Origin of the sequence: Castellaniella sp., assembly GCF_004321985.1 — a bacterium.
Lineage (GTDB): Bacteria > Pseudomonadota > Gammaproteobacteria > Burkholderiales > Burkholderiaceae_B > Castellaniella.
The window spans coordinates 63,236-78,921 of the sequence record NZ_SCQN01000005.1 but is presented as its reverse complement, the minus strand read 5'-3'; the positions used below and the strand labels follow the sequence as shown (position 1 = coordinate 78,921).

Genomic DNA, 15,686 nt, shown 5'->3' with positions numbered 1-15,686 from the left:
GCCGGTCCGCCAGTGTCCTACAGTGCTCGCAGCACCATGTAAAGCGCCGTGCCCGTCACGATGCTGAGCAGCGTCTGGCGGGTGCGCCATTGCAGTGTGACCACCAGCGCAACCGCCAGCAGTTCCTGCCAGGGCAGCCCTGTGTGACTGCGCGCCTGGCCCGCCACGGTGTCTACCAGCAGCAGGACCATGATGGACAGTGGCAGGCTGTCTCCCAGCTTGTGCACGACGGCGTGCCGGCGCAGCCAGTGTCCGGCCACGAAAGGTAGCGCGCGCAGTGCGGCCGTCACGACGCCCATCAGCACGATGACGATCAGCACATATGCGGTATCAGTCATGTGCGGCCCCCTGTCGTCCGTGCCGGTCGCACGAAGCTGGCGACCAGACTGAGTCCGATGGCGATCGCCAGCGCCTGGGACGGCAGCGCCACCAGCGCAATCCCGTAGGAGGCCAGAGCAATCCAGATGGGGATCACGTCGCGCCGCGTGCGCCATTGCGCCACCGCCAGAACCGCAAACAGGGCGGCGAGCACGAAGTCCAGCCCGGTCAGGCCGATCTGGGCCCGCGCCCCCAGCACGACCCCCAGGGCTGTCCCCAACACCCACCAGGCCTGGTTCAGGGCGCAGACCAGCGCCATGCGATGGGGGCGTTCGTGAGCGGGCAGCGCGGTCAGCACGGAATAGCTTTCGTCGGTGAGTGCAAAGATGCCGTAGAGACGTTGCCAGCGGTTGACCGGCATGCTGGAGAGCAAGGACAGACCGTAGAAGACGTGACGCAGGTTCAGTACCAGCGTGGCCAGCACGATGGCGCTGACAGGCAAGCTGGCCGCGAGCATGGGCACCATCATGAATTGTGCGGCGCCTGCGTAGATGAGCAGGCTGGAGGCCAGTGCCAGCCAACCGGATCCGCCGGCCTGTACGAACAGGAAGCCGAATACCGCGCCCAGCGGAATGTAGCCCATGGCCACGGGGGCCGTCAGACTGGAGATGGACAGTGGATTGCGAGGACGCCGGGTCATGTGCCGGTTCAGCCCCCGTAGCCGGGAGCCGCTGCTGGAGTTCGGGCGAGCATCCAGTCGATGCCGGGTTCGCCGTAGGCCTGCAGCCAGTCGTTGGCCTGGCGGAAGTGCCCGCAGCCGATGAAGGGCCGGGGCGGCCGCTGTGCGGACAGCGGGGATGGGTGGTTGGCGATCAGGACTTCCACCGGGCCGGCGGGCGGCTGCAATTCCAGCAGTGCGCGGCGGGCTTGGGCGTGGCTGCCCCAGAGCAGCAGCACCTTGGGCCGGGGTTCACGCAGCACGCGCATGATGAGGGCGTCGGTGACGTGCTCCCAGCCAATCCGGGCGTGTGAGGCGGGCTGGTGGGCTTCCACAGTCAGCGCGGTGTTCAGCAGCAGCACCCCCTGGCGTGCCCAGCGCACCAGGCTGTTGCGCGGCGGCTTGCCCGGTGAACCGTATTCCAGGGCCAGTTCCTTGAACATATTGCGCAGGCTCGGAGGCGTCTGGCAGAAGTCCGGGACGGAAAACGCGAGGCCCTGGGCCTGGTTGGGGCCGTGGTAGGGATCCTGACCCACGACGATGACCTGTACGTCTTCAGGCGGGAGTTCCAGCAGGGCGCGAAACGGCCGCAGCGGAAAGATCTGCGCACCTGCGGCCAGACGTTCGCCCAGCAGGGCGTCGATCTTGCCCAGCACACCTTGCAGGTGGGAAGCTTGCAGCGTGTCCCTCCAGGGAGCGGGGAGCGTGGCTACCTGCGCCAGAAGGGAACCCTGGAAGGCATTGAGGACTTCCGGATCCGTGGATTGTGTCGCCATGATGGCGCCAAGCATAACGCTTTTGATTCCCAGGCGGGATGGTGGACTGTCTGTACGCTCGTTTGCGGAACGTCCGTCGGCAGCGAATTGAGGCCGGCAGCGGCACACCGTTGCCTGTCCTGACGCCAGCGTATACTTTTCCCGCCGCTTCCTGGCCCGGTTCGCCGTGATTCTGCGGCGCAGGTGATGATGCTTATGGTGAACCTGATCGATCCGTCCATGACTGCTTCAGACTGTGACCTGGTGGACTTGATATGGAGCCGTCTGCCGCATATCACGTATCTTGTGTTTCAGGCGGCGCCAGGACATGCGTCTCGCACCTTGTGGCGAGGCCGTGGCGAAGCGCAGGTCTCTGTTGAAAGCACGTCCGACACCCGGCGATTCGTCGAATCGGGCCAGTTCTGGCCGGGCGATTCATCCGTGCCGGTGGCGGTCCGTAACGCCTATCTGTGGCGGCGGGATGCTGCCTCGCTGCTGCTGTCTCATGAGCGTCTCGGGCGGGGCTCGCCCGTGTTCCTGCTGCGCCTGGCCCGCGTCGACGACGCGACACTGGAAGGTGGCGAGCCGCATCAGTGCGCGCTGGATCAGTATCGTGCGACCCTGCGCCTGACTGATGATGGCTTCAGCCTGGACTGGGTCGTGACGGGGCCGCTCAAGGACGAACGGCTGTCACATCACTATATGATGAAGTCCATCCCGCGCTAGCGTCCCGAGCGGATCGTCCGCCAGACCACCAGCGTGGCCGTTGCCAGTGCGGCTTTGACCGCGTCTCCGAACAGGAAGGGGACGACCCCGGATGCCCAGGCCGCCTTGGCGCCGATCAGCACGCTCAACCAGGCCCAGCCCGCCAGCAGGCAGATCAGGCCGGCGAACCACAGGCCGGCGAAGACGCGCAACGGGCCAAAGGCCTGCCGACCGCGCATCGTTACCAGCCCCACGATCGCGCCAACCAGCGGAAAAGACAACAGGTAGCCCGCCGTCGGGCCCATGAAGCTGGCCACGCTGCCCGTCCCGTGCGCGAAGACGGGCAAGCCCAGTGCGCCTTCCAGAAGCCAGGCGGCGATGGTGACCGCGCCAAGCCGCCACCCGAAAAACGCACCGATCAGCATGACCGCGTACAGCTCCATGGTGAGCGGTACGGGCCACATCGGTATACTGATTTGCGCCGAGGCGGCGAGGATCAGCGTTCCCATCAGAACCAGCCCGATCTGCGCCGGCTTGATCCGGGTTGGTCGGGCTGCTGCTGAGGCGGGGAATGTGGAATCTTTCAACGACATGGGTTTCTCCGAATCACTCGTTTTCGTTCGAGGCCGTGGGGTGATGCGCCCGGTTCTGATTGTCCCGGCCGCGTGCTACGAGCCTATCGTGTGGCGCCAATTCTGCGGGTGTGAGCATTACTTGTCAACTTCGAATATATATTAATGTTTACGATAAAATTAGGCGTCATGGCCGTCAACCACCCTCTGGTTTCTGACGCACCATGACGGAATCACCACTGGATCGGGCTCTGCTCATGGCGCTTGCGCCGGGGGTGCCCATCTCCGGCGCGGAGCTTGCGGGCCGCCTGGGGGTGACGCGAGCCGCCCTCTGGAAGCATGTGGCCGACTTGCGCGAATCCGGCCTGCCGGTCGAGGCGCGCAGTGGCGTGGGTTATTGCCTGCCGTGGCCCACGCAGCTGCTGGATCGGGAGGAGATCATCCAAGCGTTGGGTCGCCCGCTGCAGGCGCCCGTGCGGGTGTACTGGAAGCTGGACTCCACCCAGAACGAACTGTCGCGGCATCAGGATGAATGGCCGGATCTGTCTGTCGTGCTGTGCGAGCGGCAGACCAGCGGCCGTGGCCGGCGCGGGCGCCAGTGGCTGGTGCCGCCGGCACTCAATATCTGCCTGTCCTGCCTGAAGCGCTTCCCGGGCGGTCCTGCGACCTTGTCGGGCCTGTCGATTGCCGTTGGCGTTTGCGTGGTGAGGGCGCTTTCTCGCCTGGGGGTCGAGGGTCTGCGGCTCAAGTGGCCGAACGATGTCATGGCGGACCAAGGGAAGCTGTCCGGGATACTGATCGAGGTGAACGGGGAAGCCGAAGGCCCCTGTACGGCGCGGGTTGGCATTGGTCTGAACATTCGTCTGCCGGAGGCGGTACGAAAGGCACTGGATCAACCAGCGGCAGACCTGGCCATGCTGTGCCAGGACGCCCCGCCGGACCGCAACCACGTCGCGGCCGCCCTCATCCGGGAACTGCATGATGGCTTGCAATGCTTCGAGAAGCGGGCGCTGGCGCCGTTCATGGAAGACTTCGTGGCGCTGGACTGCCTGCGCGGAAAACCATTGTCGATTCACGCGCCAGACGGCGTCCGGCGTGGCGTGGGCTGCGGCATCAGTGATTCGGGTGCGCTGCTGGTGGAATCGGGTGGTTCGGTGGTTCCGGTTTATAGCGGAGAAGTGTCGGTGCGTCGCGTGGAATAGTCGGTGGGCTTGTGGGTCGAGCGCCCGTTCGCAGTGGGCCATTCACAGTCACTCATTCGCAGTAAAGTGGCAGGACTCGGGCAGAGGCAGGAAGCATTCATGAAGGTGACCACGCAGGGCTGGATCAATGGGTTCGTCGGGGTCGCCATGTTCAGCGGTTCGCTCCCGGCAACCCGTCTGGCGGTTCTGGGGCTGGATCCATTCTTCGTGACGGCGGCCCGCGCGTCGTTTGCAGGCCTGATGGCGGTGGCTGTAGTGCTGCTGGCGCGCATGCAGCGACCCACTCGCGCCGAATGGCGCACGCTGGTCTGGGTGGCGTTGGGCGTGGTGGTCGGGTTTCCGCTGTCTTCGGCGCTGGCGTTGCGGACCATCACTTCAGCGCATTCCCTGGTGTTCATCGGGCTGCTGCCCATGGCGACGGCAATTTTCGGTACTTGGTTGGGCGGTGAGCGTCCATCCAGGGCGTTCTGGTTGTTTGCCGTGCTGGGGGCGGCCTCGGTCGCCGGTTTTGCACTCAGTCAGGACGGTTCGGGGTCGCTGGTGGCGGACCTGCTGATGGTGGTCGCCATTGTGTCCTGCGGCTATGGCTACGCCGAGGGCGGGCGCCTGGCGCGGCGCATGGGTGGATTGCCAGTGATCTGCTGGGTGCTCGTGCTGTCCCTGCCCATCAGTCTACCGTTGTCCATCGTCCTGGTGCCATCGGAAGTCGCCTTGGTGCCGACTTTCGCCTGGGGCGGGCTGGCTTATGTCTCGGTATTCAGCATGCTGGTGGGATTCGTGTTCTGGTATCGCGGGCTGGCACAGGGCGGCATTGCAGCGGTGGGCCAGCTGCAGTTGCTGCAGCCTTTTATGGGACTGCTGCTGGCCGCGTGGCTGCTGCACGAGTCGGTGACGTCCACCATGTTGCTGGTGACAGCCTTTGTGGTCGCCTGCGTGGCGGGTGCCAAGTACACGGCGGCTGCACCAGTGTCGACACCGGGCACCCCCGAGGCGCCACAGCCCTGAAACTCAGGCCTGGCCACCCGTCAGGGTGATCACGAACTGGCGGGTGCGGGCGTCGCTCGGGTTTCCAAAGATCGCCTGTGACGGTCCAGATTCCACGACTGCACCGTCCAGCAGGAACACGGTCTGACGCGCTACCTGAGCGGCCAGGCGCAGATCGTGGGTGGCCATGAGCATGGTCATGCCCTCGGCGGCGAGATCGCTCAGGACCGCCACGACCTCGGCCGCCAGTCCGGGATCGAGCGCTGAAGTGGGCTCGTCGCATAATAGGACCGCCGGTTCCGGCGCCAGTGCACGGGCGATGGCCACGCGTTGCTGCTGGCCCCCGGACAGGCTGTTGGGCCACGCGTCTTCCTTGTCCCGCAGGCCCACCTTGTCCAGAAGTTCGCGAGCGCGGGCGTGAGCGCGGGCCTTGTCCCAGTGCTTGACCGTGACCAGGCCTTCCATGATGTTCTGCACTGCAGTCTGGTGCGGGAAAAGCTGGAAGTTCTGGAACACCATGCCCGTTTGCTGCCGGATACGCTGTACTGCAGCGCGGTCCGGGTGATGGCCCGGGACCAGTTTCAGGGTTTCGGATCCCAGGGTCAGCACGCCCGAGTCCGGGGTCTCCAGCAGGTTCACGCAGCGCAACAGCGTGCTCTTGCCGCTGCCTGATGGCCCGATGAGCGCAGTCACCTGACCTTCAGGAATATCCACTGTGACTGACTTGAGGACCTCGTGGTCCCCGAAGCGTTTCTGGATGGCTTCGAGCCGGATCATCGCTGGCCTTCGCTAAAGACGGCATGCTGGCCGAAGTAGCGTTCCAGCCGCGCCTGCCCGGCAGTGAGGAACGAGCACAGCACCAGATAGATGAGCGCCGCTTCCACATAGAGCGTCAAGGGCTCGTAGGTCACCGACGCGATGCGCTGGGCCGCCTGGAAGATTTCCGGCACCGTGATCACCGCTGCAAGCGACGTGTCCTTGACCAGGGCGATGAAGGAGTTGGCCAGCGGCGGCACGGCCACGCGCGCGGCTTGTGGCAGGATGGTGCGACGCAGCGCCTGGGCCCGCGTCATGCTGAGCGAGTAGGCGGCGTCCCACTGTCCGCGAGGAATGGCCTCGATCGCGCCGCGGATGACCTCCGCGTTGTAAGCACCGACATTCAGCGAAAAACCGATCAGCGCAGCCGTCATCGGATCGAGCACGATGCCGACGCTGGGCAACCCGTAGAAGATCACGAAGAGCTGCACCAGTAGCGGTGTGCCCCGGACCAGCCAGATATAGAACCGCACCAGCAGCACGAGCGGGTGGGGCCCGAACAGCCGGGCGATCGCGGCCAGGAACGCCAGGCCCAGCCCTATCGCAAACGACAGGATGGCCAGCGGTACCGTGAATTCGAACCCCCCGACCAGTAATGGCCAGAGGGATTGCCACATCAGGTGGAGCCAATCAGGCACAGGGGTTTCCTGTCAGAAGCTGAAGCCTGAAAGCTTAGTGGATTTTCGAAGAGAGGTCCTCGCCGAAGTAGCGATCGGATATTTTCTTGTAGGTACCGTTCGCGATGATGGTGCTGATCGCCTTGTCCACGGCGGCCTTCAGGGCCGGCTGATCCTTGCGCAACAGGACCCCCGAGCGGCCGAAGTCGCCGCTGCTGTCGGATGCCACGACCTTGACCTTGGCCTTGGGCTGATGCTTCTTGAAGTCCAGGAAAGACAGGTTGTCGTTGACCGTCGCGTCCACACGTCCCGACGTGAGCAGTGCGATCGCGTCGTTGAAGCCTTGCACCGGGACCACCTTTGCGCCGTGACGCTGAGCGAGCTGGCCGAAGTTGCTGCTGATGGTGTTGGCCGAGGTCTTGCCCTTCAGGTCGTCGAAGGAATGGATGGAGGTGTTGTCGCTGCGCACGATGAGCACGGCTTCTGATGAGACGTACGGTTTCGAGAACGTGTATTTGGCTTCGCGTTCCGGCGTGATGCCCACGTTGTTGATCACGGCGTCGTACCGGTTGACGTTCAGGCCGGCGATCAGGCCGTCCCATTTGCCTTCGACGAACTCGGCCTTCACGCCAAGCTGTTTGGCGATGGCCCGGCCGATATCCACGTCGAATCCCACCAGCTTGTTGTCCGAGGTCTCGTGAAACGAGAAGGGTGCGTAGGTGCCTTCGGTACCGATCCGGATAACGCCGGCCTTCTGGATGGCAGCTAGATCGTCGGTGGCGGCTGAGGCTGCGCCCGGCAGGGCCAGGGACAGGAGCGGCAGCAGTCCTGCGACGAGGAGCGATTTAAGTTTCTTCATGAGTCAGACCTTTTATGAATTAGTTCGCGACGTTATATGGCGTCCACGTTTTATAGGATTTGATTCTAATGACGCCTCTTGCGGGCTGCAAAGTATTTCCGACTCTTTGCATATTACCGGGGTTTCGTTTGGCTCGATGGAAGGTCCTGGGGTGGGGAGGTCGGCTGGTCGCGGACTTTAGGGAAACTCCCTAATTTTTCAGAAGTTAGTCCAGATTTATGATAGGCAACATGTCTACTAACATATATCATTAAATGTTAGATGGCTTGATGGCCTGCTTCCTATGCTGTTTCAGCCATCCACGCATCCTTCCCCCTTTCTTGGGACGTTCAGCATGGAAAACGCAACACGCGGCTTGTACAACGAAGACTTGGCCCCGGCGGTCGTGCGCCGGTGGGGAGCCTTCAGCATCTTCAACGTCTGGACGTCGGATGTGCATAGCCTCTGGGGGTATTACCTGGCTGCCAGCCTCTTTCTGCTGTGCGGCAGCTTTCTCAATTTCCTCATTGCCATCGGTCTCAGTTCGCTGGTGATTTTCGCCATCATGAATCTGGTGGGGTTCGCGGGTGTAAAGACGGGGGTGCCCTATCCGGTGCTCGCCCGCGCTTCGTTCGGCGTATGGGGCGCGAATCTGCCCGCCCTCGTGCGCGCAGTCGTCGCCTGCTTCTGGTATGGCGCGCAGACTGCGGCGGCTTCATGGGCCATTGTGGCGTTGCTCACCCGCTACCCGACCATGATGGCGTTTCACCAGACCTCGCACCTGTTGGGGCATTCGACGCTCGACGTGATCTGTTTCGTGGTGGTGTGGGCGTTGCAGTTGCTCATCATCCAGAACGGCATGGAGACCGTGCGCAGGTTCCAGGACTGGGCTGGCCCTGCCGTGTGGGTGGCGATGCTGGTGCTGGCGGTGGGCCTGACCATCAAGGCCGGAGGCCTGTCGCTGGAGCACGGGATTCCGCGCGATCTGCTGCTGAAGGAAACCCATGACGCGGGGGTTCCCGGAGAACCGGGCTCGCTCTCGGCGCTCTTCGCGGTGGGGGCGACCTGGATCACCTATTTTGCGGCGCTCTATCTGAATTTTTGCGACTTCGCCCGCTATGCCCCGGACAAGTCCGTGGTGCGCAAGGGAAATCTGTGGGGTCTGCCGGTCAACCTGATCCTCTTCTCGCTGGTCGCCGGCGTGACCACCATTGCCGCTTACCAGGTCTATGGCGAGGTCCTTTTGCATCCCGAACAGATTTCCGCCAAGTTCGACAGCTGGTTCCTCGCGCTGCTCGCGGCGCTGACCTTTGCGATCGCAACCCTGGGCATCAACGTCGTGGCGAATTTCGTGTCGCCTGCGTTCGACATTTCCAACGCCTTCCCGCACAAGATCAGCTTCAAGGGCGGTGGCTACATCACGGCCGTGATCGCGCTGTGCCTGTATCCCTTTGCTCCATGGGACGGTAATGCGGCCGTGTTCGTGAGCGCCATAGGCGCAGTCATGGGACCGCTGCTGGGCATCATCCTGGTGGACTACTACCTGATCGCGAGGGGCCAGGTCAGCGTCGAGGACCTGTACCGCGAATCCGGCCGGTATCAGTACCATCGCGGCTGGAACATGGCCGCCTTGATCGCCACTCTGGTTGGGGCCCTGTTCTCCAGCGTGTTGCCGCACCTCACGAACTGGCTGCCGGAGTGGTGGGGGATCTATGGCTGGTTCTTTGGTGTCGTCATCGGCGGCGTGCTGTATTTCTTCCTGTGCCGCCTGCCAGCCATGAAGCATCCGTACGTCAATGTCGAGGGTGGCCTGCGCAAGGATCAGGGCGAGGAAGTGGCGTGATCAATAGGGCGGCTTTCAAGAAACCCAAGGGGCAGGATCCCTTGCTGGCCGACCAGGCGTTCCTGGCATTCAGGGACCTGTTGTTCAATGGCGAGGTCCGGGCCGGCCAGATGGTGTCGGTGGCTGAACTGGTCGAGCGCTCCGGGCTGCCCCTCGCGCCCGTGCGCGAGGCGGTGAAGCATGCCGAGTCGGTGGGGTTGGTCAGGATCCTGCCCAAGCGTGGCGTGCTCGTCATCGAGCCGACTCCCGACACGGTCCAGGCCTGTTTCCACTTGCGCTGCATGCTGGACCAGGAGGGTGCGAGGGTGCTGGCGGAACGGGGACCCGGAAACGGCCTGGATGCGCTGCGCGACGAGCACGCAGCCGTGCGGGCACAGGCATTGGAGGGCATCACCCCCAAGCTGCAGCGCTGGGCCATGGACGTGGACTGGAAAATGCACCTGACGCTGGCGGATGCGCTGGACAACGAGCTGGCGGCGCGCGTGTATGCCAGCAACCATGATCGCATCACCGTCTTGCAGCTGTCGCGCCGGTTCCTGCCAGAGCGCATCATCCCTGCGATGGACGAGCATCTCGTCATCATGGACGCCATTCTCGAAGGACAGCAGAGCGGCTCCATGGAAGCTGTGCGTCGTCATTTTGCCGGCACCATGCGCTGGTGGGGGGTTGAAACACCAGCGTCATGAACGGTTGCAGCGCCAGAGTACCAGCGCCTTTTGAGGATGGCAGAAAGCAGGGATGTCGGCATCGCCATCTGCGGGCAGCGCTGAATGCCGTGTCAGGCATGCCGGATCGTATCCAGCACCCGTTCGATGGCCGATCCTACGTTCAGGATGTGGCGGTCGCTCATGGCCGGTCCCGCGACCATGAGTCCTACGGGGGCCTGGTCCTGCGGGTGGCATGGGATCGACAGCGCGCAGCCGTCCAGGAAATTGATGAATGTCGGATTCCGCAGAATCAGGCGGTTGGCGGCGAAGTAGGCCTCATCGGAATCCACCAGCGCCTGGATGGCAGGCGCCACGATCGGAACCGTGGGCATGAGCATTGCGTCGTACCCCTGGAGCCGCTGTTCCACGGCTGCGATCCAGGCCCGCCGCGCCGCGATCAGTTCGATGTAATCGGCGGCTGTCATGGTGCGGCATCGCAGGATCCGCGAGGCGACTCTGGGGTCGTATTCCTGTTCGCGGGTGGTTACCAGTGATTGATGCCAGGCCCAGGCCTCGGCACCCGTGAACCCGCCTTTGGCGTTGATGTCGGCCAGTCGGTCGAATTCCGGGATGGTGATGGTGGTCACGGTGGCGCCTGCCTGTTTCAGGCTTTGGATGGCGCGCTCGAATGTCGCCCGCACCGTTTCGTCGGTGCCGTCCAGGGCCCCGTTGGCGGGGATGGCCAGATGCAGACGGTTGATCGGCAAGGGGGTGATGATTCCGAACGAATGGTCCCCGGCTTCGGTGCTGTCGCTATCGTTGGGGGGGTCTCGATCCAGAGTGTCCGACAGGATCGCGTCGACCACGGCGCAGCAGGCCACGGACGGCGCCAGCCCGCCCAGCGAATCCAGTGTTGTGGACAGCGGCAGCGCGCCCCGGGTGGGAACCCGTCGTGCTGTGGGCTTGAAGCCCGTCACGCCACAGAAGGCCGAAGGGATGCGCACGGAGCCGCCTGTATCCGATCCGATGGACACGACGGACAGGCCGTCGGCTACGGCCACCCCCGCTCCGGACGAGGACCCGCCCGGAATGCGGCTGGTCTCCCGGTCCCACGGGCTGCTGGGCGTCCCGTTGTGCGGATTCAGACCCACTCCCGAGAAGGCGAATTCGACCATGTTGGTCTTTGCGGTGAGGATCGCTCCGGCGTTCAGCAGGCGCTGCACGACCACCGCATGGCGCCGGGCCGCGGGCGCATCCCGCAAGACCCGGGACCCCGCGAGGGTGGTTTCGCCCGCCACGTCGAACAGGTCCTTCACGGAGATCGGCAAGCCTTCCAGTGGCGAACGGCACAGTCCCGCCTGGCGCAGTGCGTCCGAGGCGCGCGCTGCGGCCAGAGCCCGCTCACGGTAGATCCGCGTGAAGACTGTCTTTCCCTGGCCCGCAGGATCCTCGGCACGGTCCAGCGCCTGTTGGGTGAGTGTGAGCGACGTGGCGGTACCCGATGCGAGTGCGGCCTGGAGATCGAAAATGGTCGGCGACATGATGATGTGAGGGATCAGGCGACTTCGGGCCGGGCAGTGCAGCGTGGGATCGTGGGGCCGGCTGATGGCCGCCCCGCGTCCCCCGGTGTCATTCCAGCCGCTCCCAGATCGTGAGTTCCGAGAGCGTGTGCTGGAATTTGTGCCGCGTCTCGCGGATGACGAACGGTATGTCGGTGGGCTCCGAGATCAGGCGGAAGTGAGCCCCCAGGTGCGCCTTCAGGCCGTCCAGCGTGGTGTAGTTCTCGGCGTCTTTCTTGAAGCCGCCTATCCACGCGTCGCGGGGCGTATGTTCCTCGAGCCAGGTGTAGGGTGAGGCGATCATCAGCAGGCCGCCGGCCACGATGCGTTCGTGGATCTGGTCCAGGAAGCGGGCGGGGTCGTACAGCCGGTCGATCAGGTTGGCGGCCAGCACCAGGTCATAGCCAGTGAACTGTGGCTTGAGATTGCAGGCGTCGCCCTGGAAGAATTCCACACGCGTGGCCGCATCCTTCAGGTCGAGTTCAGCCAGGCTGCGCGACTTGTAGGAGACGAGTTGGCCTTCGTCGGTCAGGGTGTAGCGCAGATGGCCGGTCTGGACCAGGTGTACGCCCTGGTTGATGAAGCGCGCCGAGAAGTCCACGCCCGTCACGTGCTCGAAGGCGCGGGCCAGTTCGAACGTGGCGCGCCCGGACGCACACCCCAGATCCAGCGCCCGCCGGCGGGGCCGCTCGCCCATGGCCTGTACGCCCAGCTTGGCCAGTGTCTGCGGGAAGTTGGGGACGTCGAAGTAGGTGTCACCGTAATGGAATTCGGCGTATTCCGACATGAGCTTGTCGGTTTCGTAATAGGCGGCAGGCGCCTCGGCCGGCGCGTGCGAAATCACATAGCGGAAGCCTGCATGCTGGAAGAAGTGCCGCCGGAAGGCGTAGCGTGAGGCGCGCACGGCCTCGTTGCCGCACGCAATCCAGGAGCCGCCCTTCATCAGGTTGTGGCGTCCGTCGAACGTGGGCGTAGTGAAATCGTCGTAGATGGGGTGCACGTCGAACCCATCGAACGGGTAGGTCGGCGTCTCGGTCCACTGCCAGACGTTGCCCACCACATCAAACCAGTCACCCTGTGCATAGATGTCGACCGGGCAGGAAGAGGCCCCATGGTCCAGGTGCAGGTTGGCTGCGCACGGCGCATCGGAGGGATCCTTCAGGCCAGCCGCATCGTACAGCCGGTACCATTCGTCTTCGGTGGGCAGGCGCACGGGTTCGCCTGTTTCCGATGCCTTCCAGTTGCAGAAGGCCTTGGCTTCGAGGTAGTTGACCTCGACGGGCCAGGCCCACGGCATGGGGACTTCGTGGGTCATCAACCGCAGCGACCAGCCCTGGGTCTTCTTGACCCAAAACGTCGGGTGTTCGGCGTGGCTGAAGTCCAGCCATTGGCGGCCTTCTTCCGTCCAGTTGTGGTGGTTGCGGTAACCGCCGGCCTCGACGAAGGCCAGGAACTCCTGGTTGCTGACCAGGTATTTGCTGGCGAGGAAGGATTCGATCCTGGCGCTATGTCGGCCGTATTCGTTGTCCCACCCATATTGCGGGTCGCTGAAGGATTTGCCCAGCGTCACGGTGCCGCCCGGCACGCGCAGCGGTGTGTTCTCGGGCGCATCTTCTCGGGTGTCCGTGCGCGGCGCCCAGGCGTCCACGGGCCGCACATATTTCAGGGCATGTTGGCGGATGAGCACCGACGAGGTCTCCAGGTGGATGCGCTCGTGCTCGATACCCATGATGATGGCCCACCAGGGGTTCTGCCAGTCAATGGGTGATTTCAGCGGGGCGTGGTCGATCAGATCGCAAACCAGAGTACGGACCCGGTCGCGATAGGCGCGGACCTCGGCCACGGTGGGCCATTCATAATGGGCATCGTCCAGATCATCCCAGCTCATTTCGTCCACGCCGACCGCGAAGACCGACTCCAGCCGATGATCCAGGCGTTGATCGATCAGGCGCGTCAGCAGCAGCTTGTTGACGAAGAACGTCGCGGTGTGGCCAAAGTAGAAAATCAGTGGGTGGCGCAACGCGATCGCCTTGACGTAGTACGCTTCATCATTGGCCAGGCACTGGAACAGAGATTCGTAGCGGTCGAAGGTCGACAGGAAATATTGGCGAAGCGTGGCGCGCAGATGGTCGGTGTCCGGGTCCGCCAGATTGGGTGTGCGGGGGAAAAGATCCTGGGGCGCAGTCGCTGGGTGGGTGGCAGAAACGGGTGTGGCGGAAGAAGACATGGTCGACTTTATATGGACTTTCGGTAACCTGACAAGCCTACCACGATGACGCGACGATTGCGTATGGCGCTGCGCTGTTGAGCGGGACAAGCCGCAAAATCCGATCGTATGGTGCATTGACCATGATCATAAAATGGTTAATATCCATGTGTACTTTGCTGTACCGCACAATAAACGTTTTTTTTGACTAGCCGTAAAGGGTTGAGATGACACGCATCGTTCTGTTCGAAAACATCCACGCCAGTGCCAAGGAAGTCTTCGTGGCGGCTGGGTTCGACGAAGTTGTGACGTATCCGGGTGCGCTCACCGGCGACGCCCTGCGCGAAGCCATGCAGGGGGCGCATGTCGTGGGAATCCGTTCCCGGACGCATCTTGACCAGAAGGCACTGTCCGGCCTGCCGGATCTTCGCGCCGTCGGCTGTTTCTGTATCGGTACCAACCAGGTGGATCTGGAGACGGCCGCATTGCGCGGGATTCCGGTCTTCAACGCCCCATTTTCGAATACCCGCTCGGTGGCCGAGCTAGTGCTGGGTGAAACCATCCTGTTGCTGCGCCGTATTCCGGAAAAGAATGCGCGCGTGCACGAGGGCTTCTGGGACAAGACCGCCGACGGCGCCTACGAGGCGCGCGGCAAGACGCTGGGCATCATCGGCTATGGCAACATCGGCTCCCAGGTCGGTATCCTGGCGGAGTCGCTGGGCATGCGTGTGCTCTACCACGACATCGAGGCCAAGCTGCCTATCGGCAATGCGCACGCCACCAGTTCGCTGAAGAAGTTCCTGGCGCAGGTCGACGTGGTGACGCTGCATGTGCCGGGCGGCAAGGAAACGGCCAACCTCATGGACGCGGACGCCATTGCAGCCATGAAGCCGGGCAGCATTCTCATCAACGCGTCGCGCGGCACGGTGGTCGATATCCCGGCGCTGCACCGCGCCCTGAAATCAGGCCATCTGTCTGGGGCGGCCGTCGATGTGTTTCCCACCGAACCCAAGAGCCGTGAAGAGGGTCTGGACAGCCCGTTGCGCGGGTTGCAGAACGTGATCCTCACGCCCCACGTTGGCGGCAGCACGCAGGAATCCCAGGAAAACATCGGCCGTGAAGTCGCCGAAAAGCTCAAGCGCTTCATCGGCAGCGGCACCACCAAGGGCGCGGTGAATTTTCCCGAGATTCCCTATCACGAACTGGCGGGCACGGCGCGCATCATCCACATTCACCAGAACGTGCCGGGCGCCATGGGCGCGCTGAGCAATCTGATGGGCGAATATGGCCTCAACATCGTCAGCCAGCAACTGCAGACTCGTGGGAAGATCGGCTATGCCGTTACCGACGTGGACGGGGATGTGACCGATCAGGTGATCGAGGGCCTGCGCAATCACCCAATCACGATCCGCTGCGATCGCGTCTGATTGGGGGATTTCCGGGGTTCAGGCTCTGCGGCGTGCGTGCACGACCGCAGGCGCCTTGCCCTGGGATGACGGCGAGGACAGGGGCAGCACGTCGGCCAGTGTGTGGGCGTTCAGGGTATCCATGAAGGCCTGAAGCGCCTTTGTCACGATGGCGGTCAGGCCGCAGCGGCCGCTCAGAATGCAGTGGTTGTCTGTTCCCATGCATTCGACCAGCGTCAGATCGTTTTCCATATCGCGGATCAGGTCGCCCAGGCGGATGTCATCGGGCTCGTGCGCTAGCGCCATGCCGCCGTTCTTGCCGCGCACCGTACGGATCCAGCCACGCTGGGCCAGACGGTGCGTGATCTTCATCAGATGCGGTTCTGAAATGTCATAGGCTCGGGCGATCTCGGCGATGGTGCACAGGCGGTCGCGGTGTCCACTGAGGTAGATCAGCAGACGCACCGCGTAGTCGCTCATGTTCGTCAGACGCATGACGC

The 15,686-nt window shown here is 63.6% G+C and carries 16 protein-coding genes; 6 read left to right on the top strand and 10 right to left on the bottom strand.

Annotated features, from left to right (window positions below; all coding sequences use genetic code 11):
- Window positions 1–17: 17 nt before the first annotated feature.
- From EPN31_RS00680 to EPN31_RS00670, 3 genes are read right to left on the bottom strand one after another with little or no spacing between them, the layout of a single operon-like run.
- Entirely contained in the window at window positions 18–338 is a 321-nt protein-coding gene (locus tag EPN31_RS00680) for a branched-chain amino acid transporter permease (RefSeq protein WP_291768094.1), read from the bottom strand.
- Window positions 335–1,018 (bottom strand): AzlC family ABC transporter permease, encoded by a 684-nt coding sequence (locus EPN31_RS00675; protein ID WP_291768093.1) that lies wholly within the window; start codon window positions 1,016–1,018, stop codon window positions 335–337. The genes EPN31_RS00680 and EPN31_RS00675 overlap by 4 nt, the downstream gene beginning before the upstream one ends.
- An 8-nt stretch (window positions 1,019–1,026) precedes the next feature.
- A complete protein-coding gene (locus EPN31_RS00670; protein ID WP_291768092.1) occupies window positions 1,027–1,812 on the bottom strand; it encodes a uracil-DNA glycosylase in 786 nt (261 codons plus the stop codon).
- 219 nt (window positions 1,813–2,031) lie between these two features.
- Between EPN31_RS00670 and EPN31_RS00665 the strand changes: the two genes are divergently transcribed.
- Window positions 2,032–2,517, top strand: a complete 486-nt coding sequence (locus tag EPN31_RS00665; protein ID WP_291768091.1) for a DUF6314 family protein — start codon at window positions 2,032–2,034, stop codon at window positions 2,515–2,517.
- On the opposite strand, the gene EPN31_RS00660 is transcribed toward EPN31_RS00665, so the two are convergent.
- Window positions 2,514–3,089, bottom strand: a complete 576-nt coding sequence (locus EPN31_RS00660) for a biotin transporter BioY (RefSeq protein WP_291768090.1) — start codon at window positions 3,087–3,089, stop codon at window positions 2,514–2,516. The two genes, EPN31_RS00665 and EPN31_RS00660, sit on opposite strands and share 4 nt — an antisense overlap.
- 203 nt (window positions 3,090–3,292) lie before the next feature.
- On the opposite strand from EPN31_RS00660, the gene EPN31_RS00655 reads away from it, so the two are divergent.
- Both EPN31_RS00655 and EPN31_RS00650 read left to right on the top strand, forming a co-directional pair.
- Entirely contained in the window at window positions 3,293–4,270 is a 978-nt protein-coding gene (locus EPN31_RS00655) for a biotin--[acetyl-CoA-carboxylase] ligase (RefSeq protein ID WP_291768089.1), read from the top strand.
- A gap of 99 nt (window positions 4,271–4,369) precedes the next feature.
- Window positions 4,370–5,275 (top strand): DMT family transporter, encoded by a 906-nt coding sequence (locus tag EPN31_RS00650; RefSeq protein WP_291768088.1) that lies wholly within the window; start codon window positions 4,370–4,372, stop codon window positions 5,273–5,275.
- 3 nt (window positions 5,276–5,278) lie between these two features.
- Here the strand turns inward: EPN31_RS00650 and EPN31_RS00645 are convergent, their stop codons facing one another.
- From EPN31_RS00645 to EPN31_RS00635, 3 genes are read right to left on the bottom strand one after another with little or no spacing between them, the layout of a single operon-like run.
- Complete coding sequence (locus tag EPN31_RS00645) at window positions 5,279–6,031, bottom strand: amino acid ABC transporter ATP-binding protein (protein WP_291768087.1); 753 nt, start codon at window positions 6,029–6,031, stop codon at window positions 5,279–5,281.
- A complete protein-coding gene (locus EPN31_RS00640; protein WP_291768086.1) occupies window positions 6,028–6,708 on the bottom strand; it encodes an amino acid ABC transporter permease in 681 nt (226 codons plus the stop codon). The genes EPN31_RS00645 and EPN31_RS00640 overlap by 4 nt, the downstream gene beginning before the upstream one ends.
- Before the next feature lie 34 nt (window positions 6,709–6,742).
- Window positions 6,743–7,546, bottom strand: a complete 804-nt coding sequence (locus EPN31_RS00635; protein WP_291768085.1) for an amino acid ABC transporter substrate-binding protein — start codon at window positions 7,544–7,546, stop codon at window positions 6,743–6,745.
- A gap of 334 nt (window positions 7,547–7,880) precedes the next feature.
- Here EPN31_RS00635 and EPN31_RS00630 point away from each other — a divergent pair, with 334 nt between their 5' ends.
- Window positions 7,881–9,368 carry a cytosine permease gene (locus EPN31_RS00630; protein WP_291768084.1) on the top strand — a complete coding sequence of 496 codons (1,488 nt, stop codon included), beginning with the start codon at window positions 7,881–7,883 and terminating at the stop codon, window positions 9,366–9,368.
- On the top strand, window positions 9,365–10,054 hold the full coding sequence (locus EPN31_RS00625) for a GntR family transcriptional regulator (protein ID WP_291768083.1): 690 nt from the start codon (window positions 9,365–9,367) through the stop codon (window positions 10,052–10,054). Before EPN31_RS00630 ends, EPN31_RS00625 begins: the two co-directional genes overlap by 4 nt.
- Before the next feature lie 92 nt (window positions 10,055–10,146).
- Here the strand turns inward: EPN31_RS00625 and EPN31_RS00620 are convergent, their stop codons facing one another.
- Window positions 10,147–11,556, bottom strand: coding sequence for an amidase (locus tag EPN31_RS00620; RefSeq protein ID WP_291768082.1), 1,410 nt, complete (start codon window positions 11,554–11,556; stop codon window positions 10,147–10,149).
- Between the two features lie 88 nt (window positions 11,557–11,644).
- Entirely contained in the window at window positions 11,645–13,801 is a 2,157-nt protein-coding gene (gene ovoA, locus EPN31_RS00615) for a 5-histidylcysteine sulfoxide synthase (protein WP_291768081.1), read from the bottom strand.
- A 206-nt stretch (window positions 13,802–14,007) separates the two neighbouring features.
- Here ovoA and serA point away from each other — a divergent pair, with 206 nt between their 5' ends.
- The gene (gene serA / locus EPN31_RS00610; RefSeq protein ID WP_291768080.1) at window positions 14,008–15,207 is read left to right on the top strand and encodes a phosphoglycerate dehydrogenase; all 1,200 of its coding nucleotides are present in this window, start codon (window positions 14,008–14,010) and stop codon (window positions 15,205–15,207) included.
- A gap of 18 nt (window positions 15,208–15,225) precedes the next feature.
- On the opposite strand, the gene EPN31_RS00605 is transcribed toward serA, so the two are convergent.
- Window positions 15,226–15,681 carry an Rrf2 family transcriptional regulator gene (locus EPN31_RS00605; protein ID WP_291768079.1) on the bottom strand — a complete coding sequence of 152 codons (456 nt, stop codon included), beginning with the start codon at window positions 15,679–15,681 and terminating at the stop codon, window positions 15,226–15,228.
- Window positions 15,682–15,686: the final 5 nt, after the last annotated feature.

What these genes read in the sequence shown, in the direction of transcription:
- EPN31_RS00605 (WP_291768079.1), bottom strand. Translation starts at nt 15,681, where the DNA reads ATGCGTCTGACGAACATGAGCGACTACGCGGTGCGTCTGCTGATCTAC.
- EPN31_RS00650 (WP_291768088.1), top strand. Translation starts at nt 4,370, where the DNA reads ATGAAGGTGACCACGCAGGGCTGGATCAATGGGTTCGTCGGGGTCGCC.
- EPN31_RS00665 (WP_291768091.1), top strand. Translation starts at nt 2,032, where the DNA reads ATGACTGCTTCAGACTGTGACCTGGTGGACTTGATATGGAGCCGTCTG.
- EPN31_RS00620 (WP_291768082.1), bottom strand. Translation starts at nt 11,556, where the DNA reads ATGTCGCCGACCATTTTCGATCTCCAGGCCGCACTCGCATCGGGTACC.
- EPN31_RS00635 (WP_291768085.1), bottom strand. Translation starts at nt 7,546, where the DNA reads ATGAAGAAACTTAAATCGCTCCTCGTCGCAGGACTGCTGCCGCTCCTG.
- EPN31_RS00630 (WP_291768084.1), top strand. Translation starts at nt 7,881, where the DNA reads ATGGAAAACGCAACACGCGGCTTGTACAACGAAGACTTGGCCCCGGCG.
- ovoA (WP_291768081.1), bottom strand. Translation starts at nt 13,801, where the DNA reads ATGTCTTCTTCCGCCACACCCGTTTCTGCCACCCACCCAGCGACTGCG.
- EPN31_RS00675 (WP_291768093.1), bottom strand. Translation starts at nt 1,018, where the DNA reads ATGACCCGGCGTCCTCGCAATCCACTGTCCATCTCCAGTCTGACGGCC.
- serA (WP_291768080.1), top strand. Translation starts at nt 14,008, where the DNA reads ATGACACGCATCGTTCTGTTCGAAAACATCCACGCCAGTGCCAAGGAA.
- EPN31_RS00645 (WP_291768087.1), bottom strand. Translation starts at nt 6,031, where the DNA reads ATGATCCGGCTCGAAGCCATCCAGAAACGCTTCGGGGACCACGAGGTC.
- EPN31_RS00660 (WP_291768090.1), bottom strand. Translation starts at nt 3,089, where the DNA reads ATGTCGTTGAAAGATTCCACATTCCCCGCCTCAGCAGCAGCCCGACCA.
- EPN31_RS00655 (WP_291768089.1), top strand. Translation starts at nt 3,293, where the DNA reads ATGACGGAATCACCACTGGATCGGGCTCTGCTCATGGCGCTTGCGCCG.
- EPN31_RS00670 (WP_291768092.1), bottom strand. Translation starts at nt 1,812, where the DNA reads ATGGCGACACAATCCACGGATCCGGAAGTCCTCAATGCCTTCCAGGGT.
- EPN31_RS00680 (WP_291768094.1), bottom strand. Translation starts at nt 338, where the DNA reads ATGACTGATACCGCATATGTGCTGATCGTCATCGTGCTGATGGGCGTC.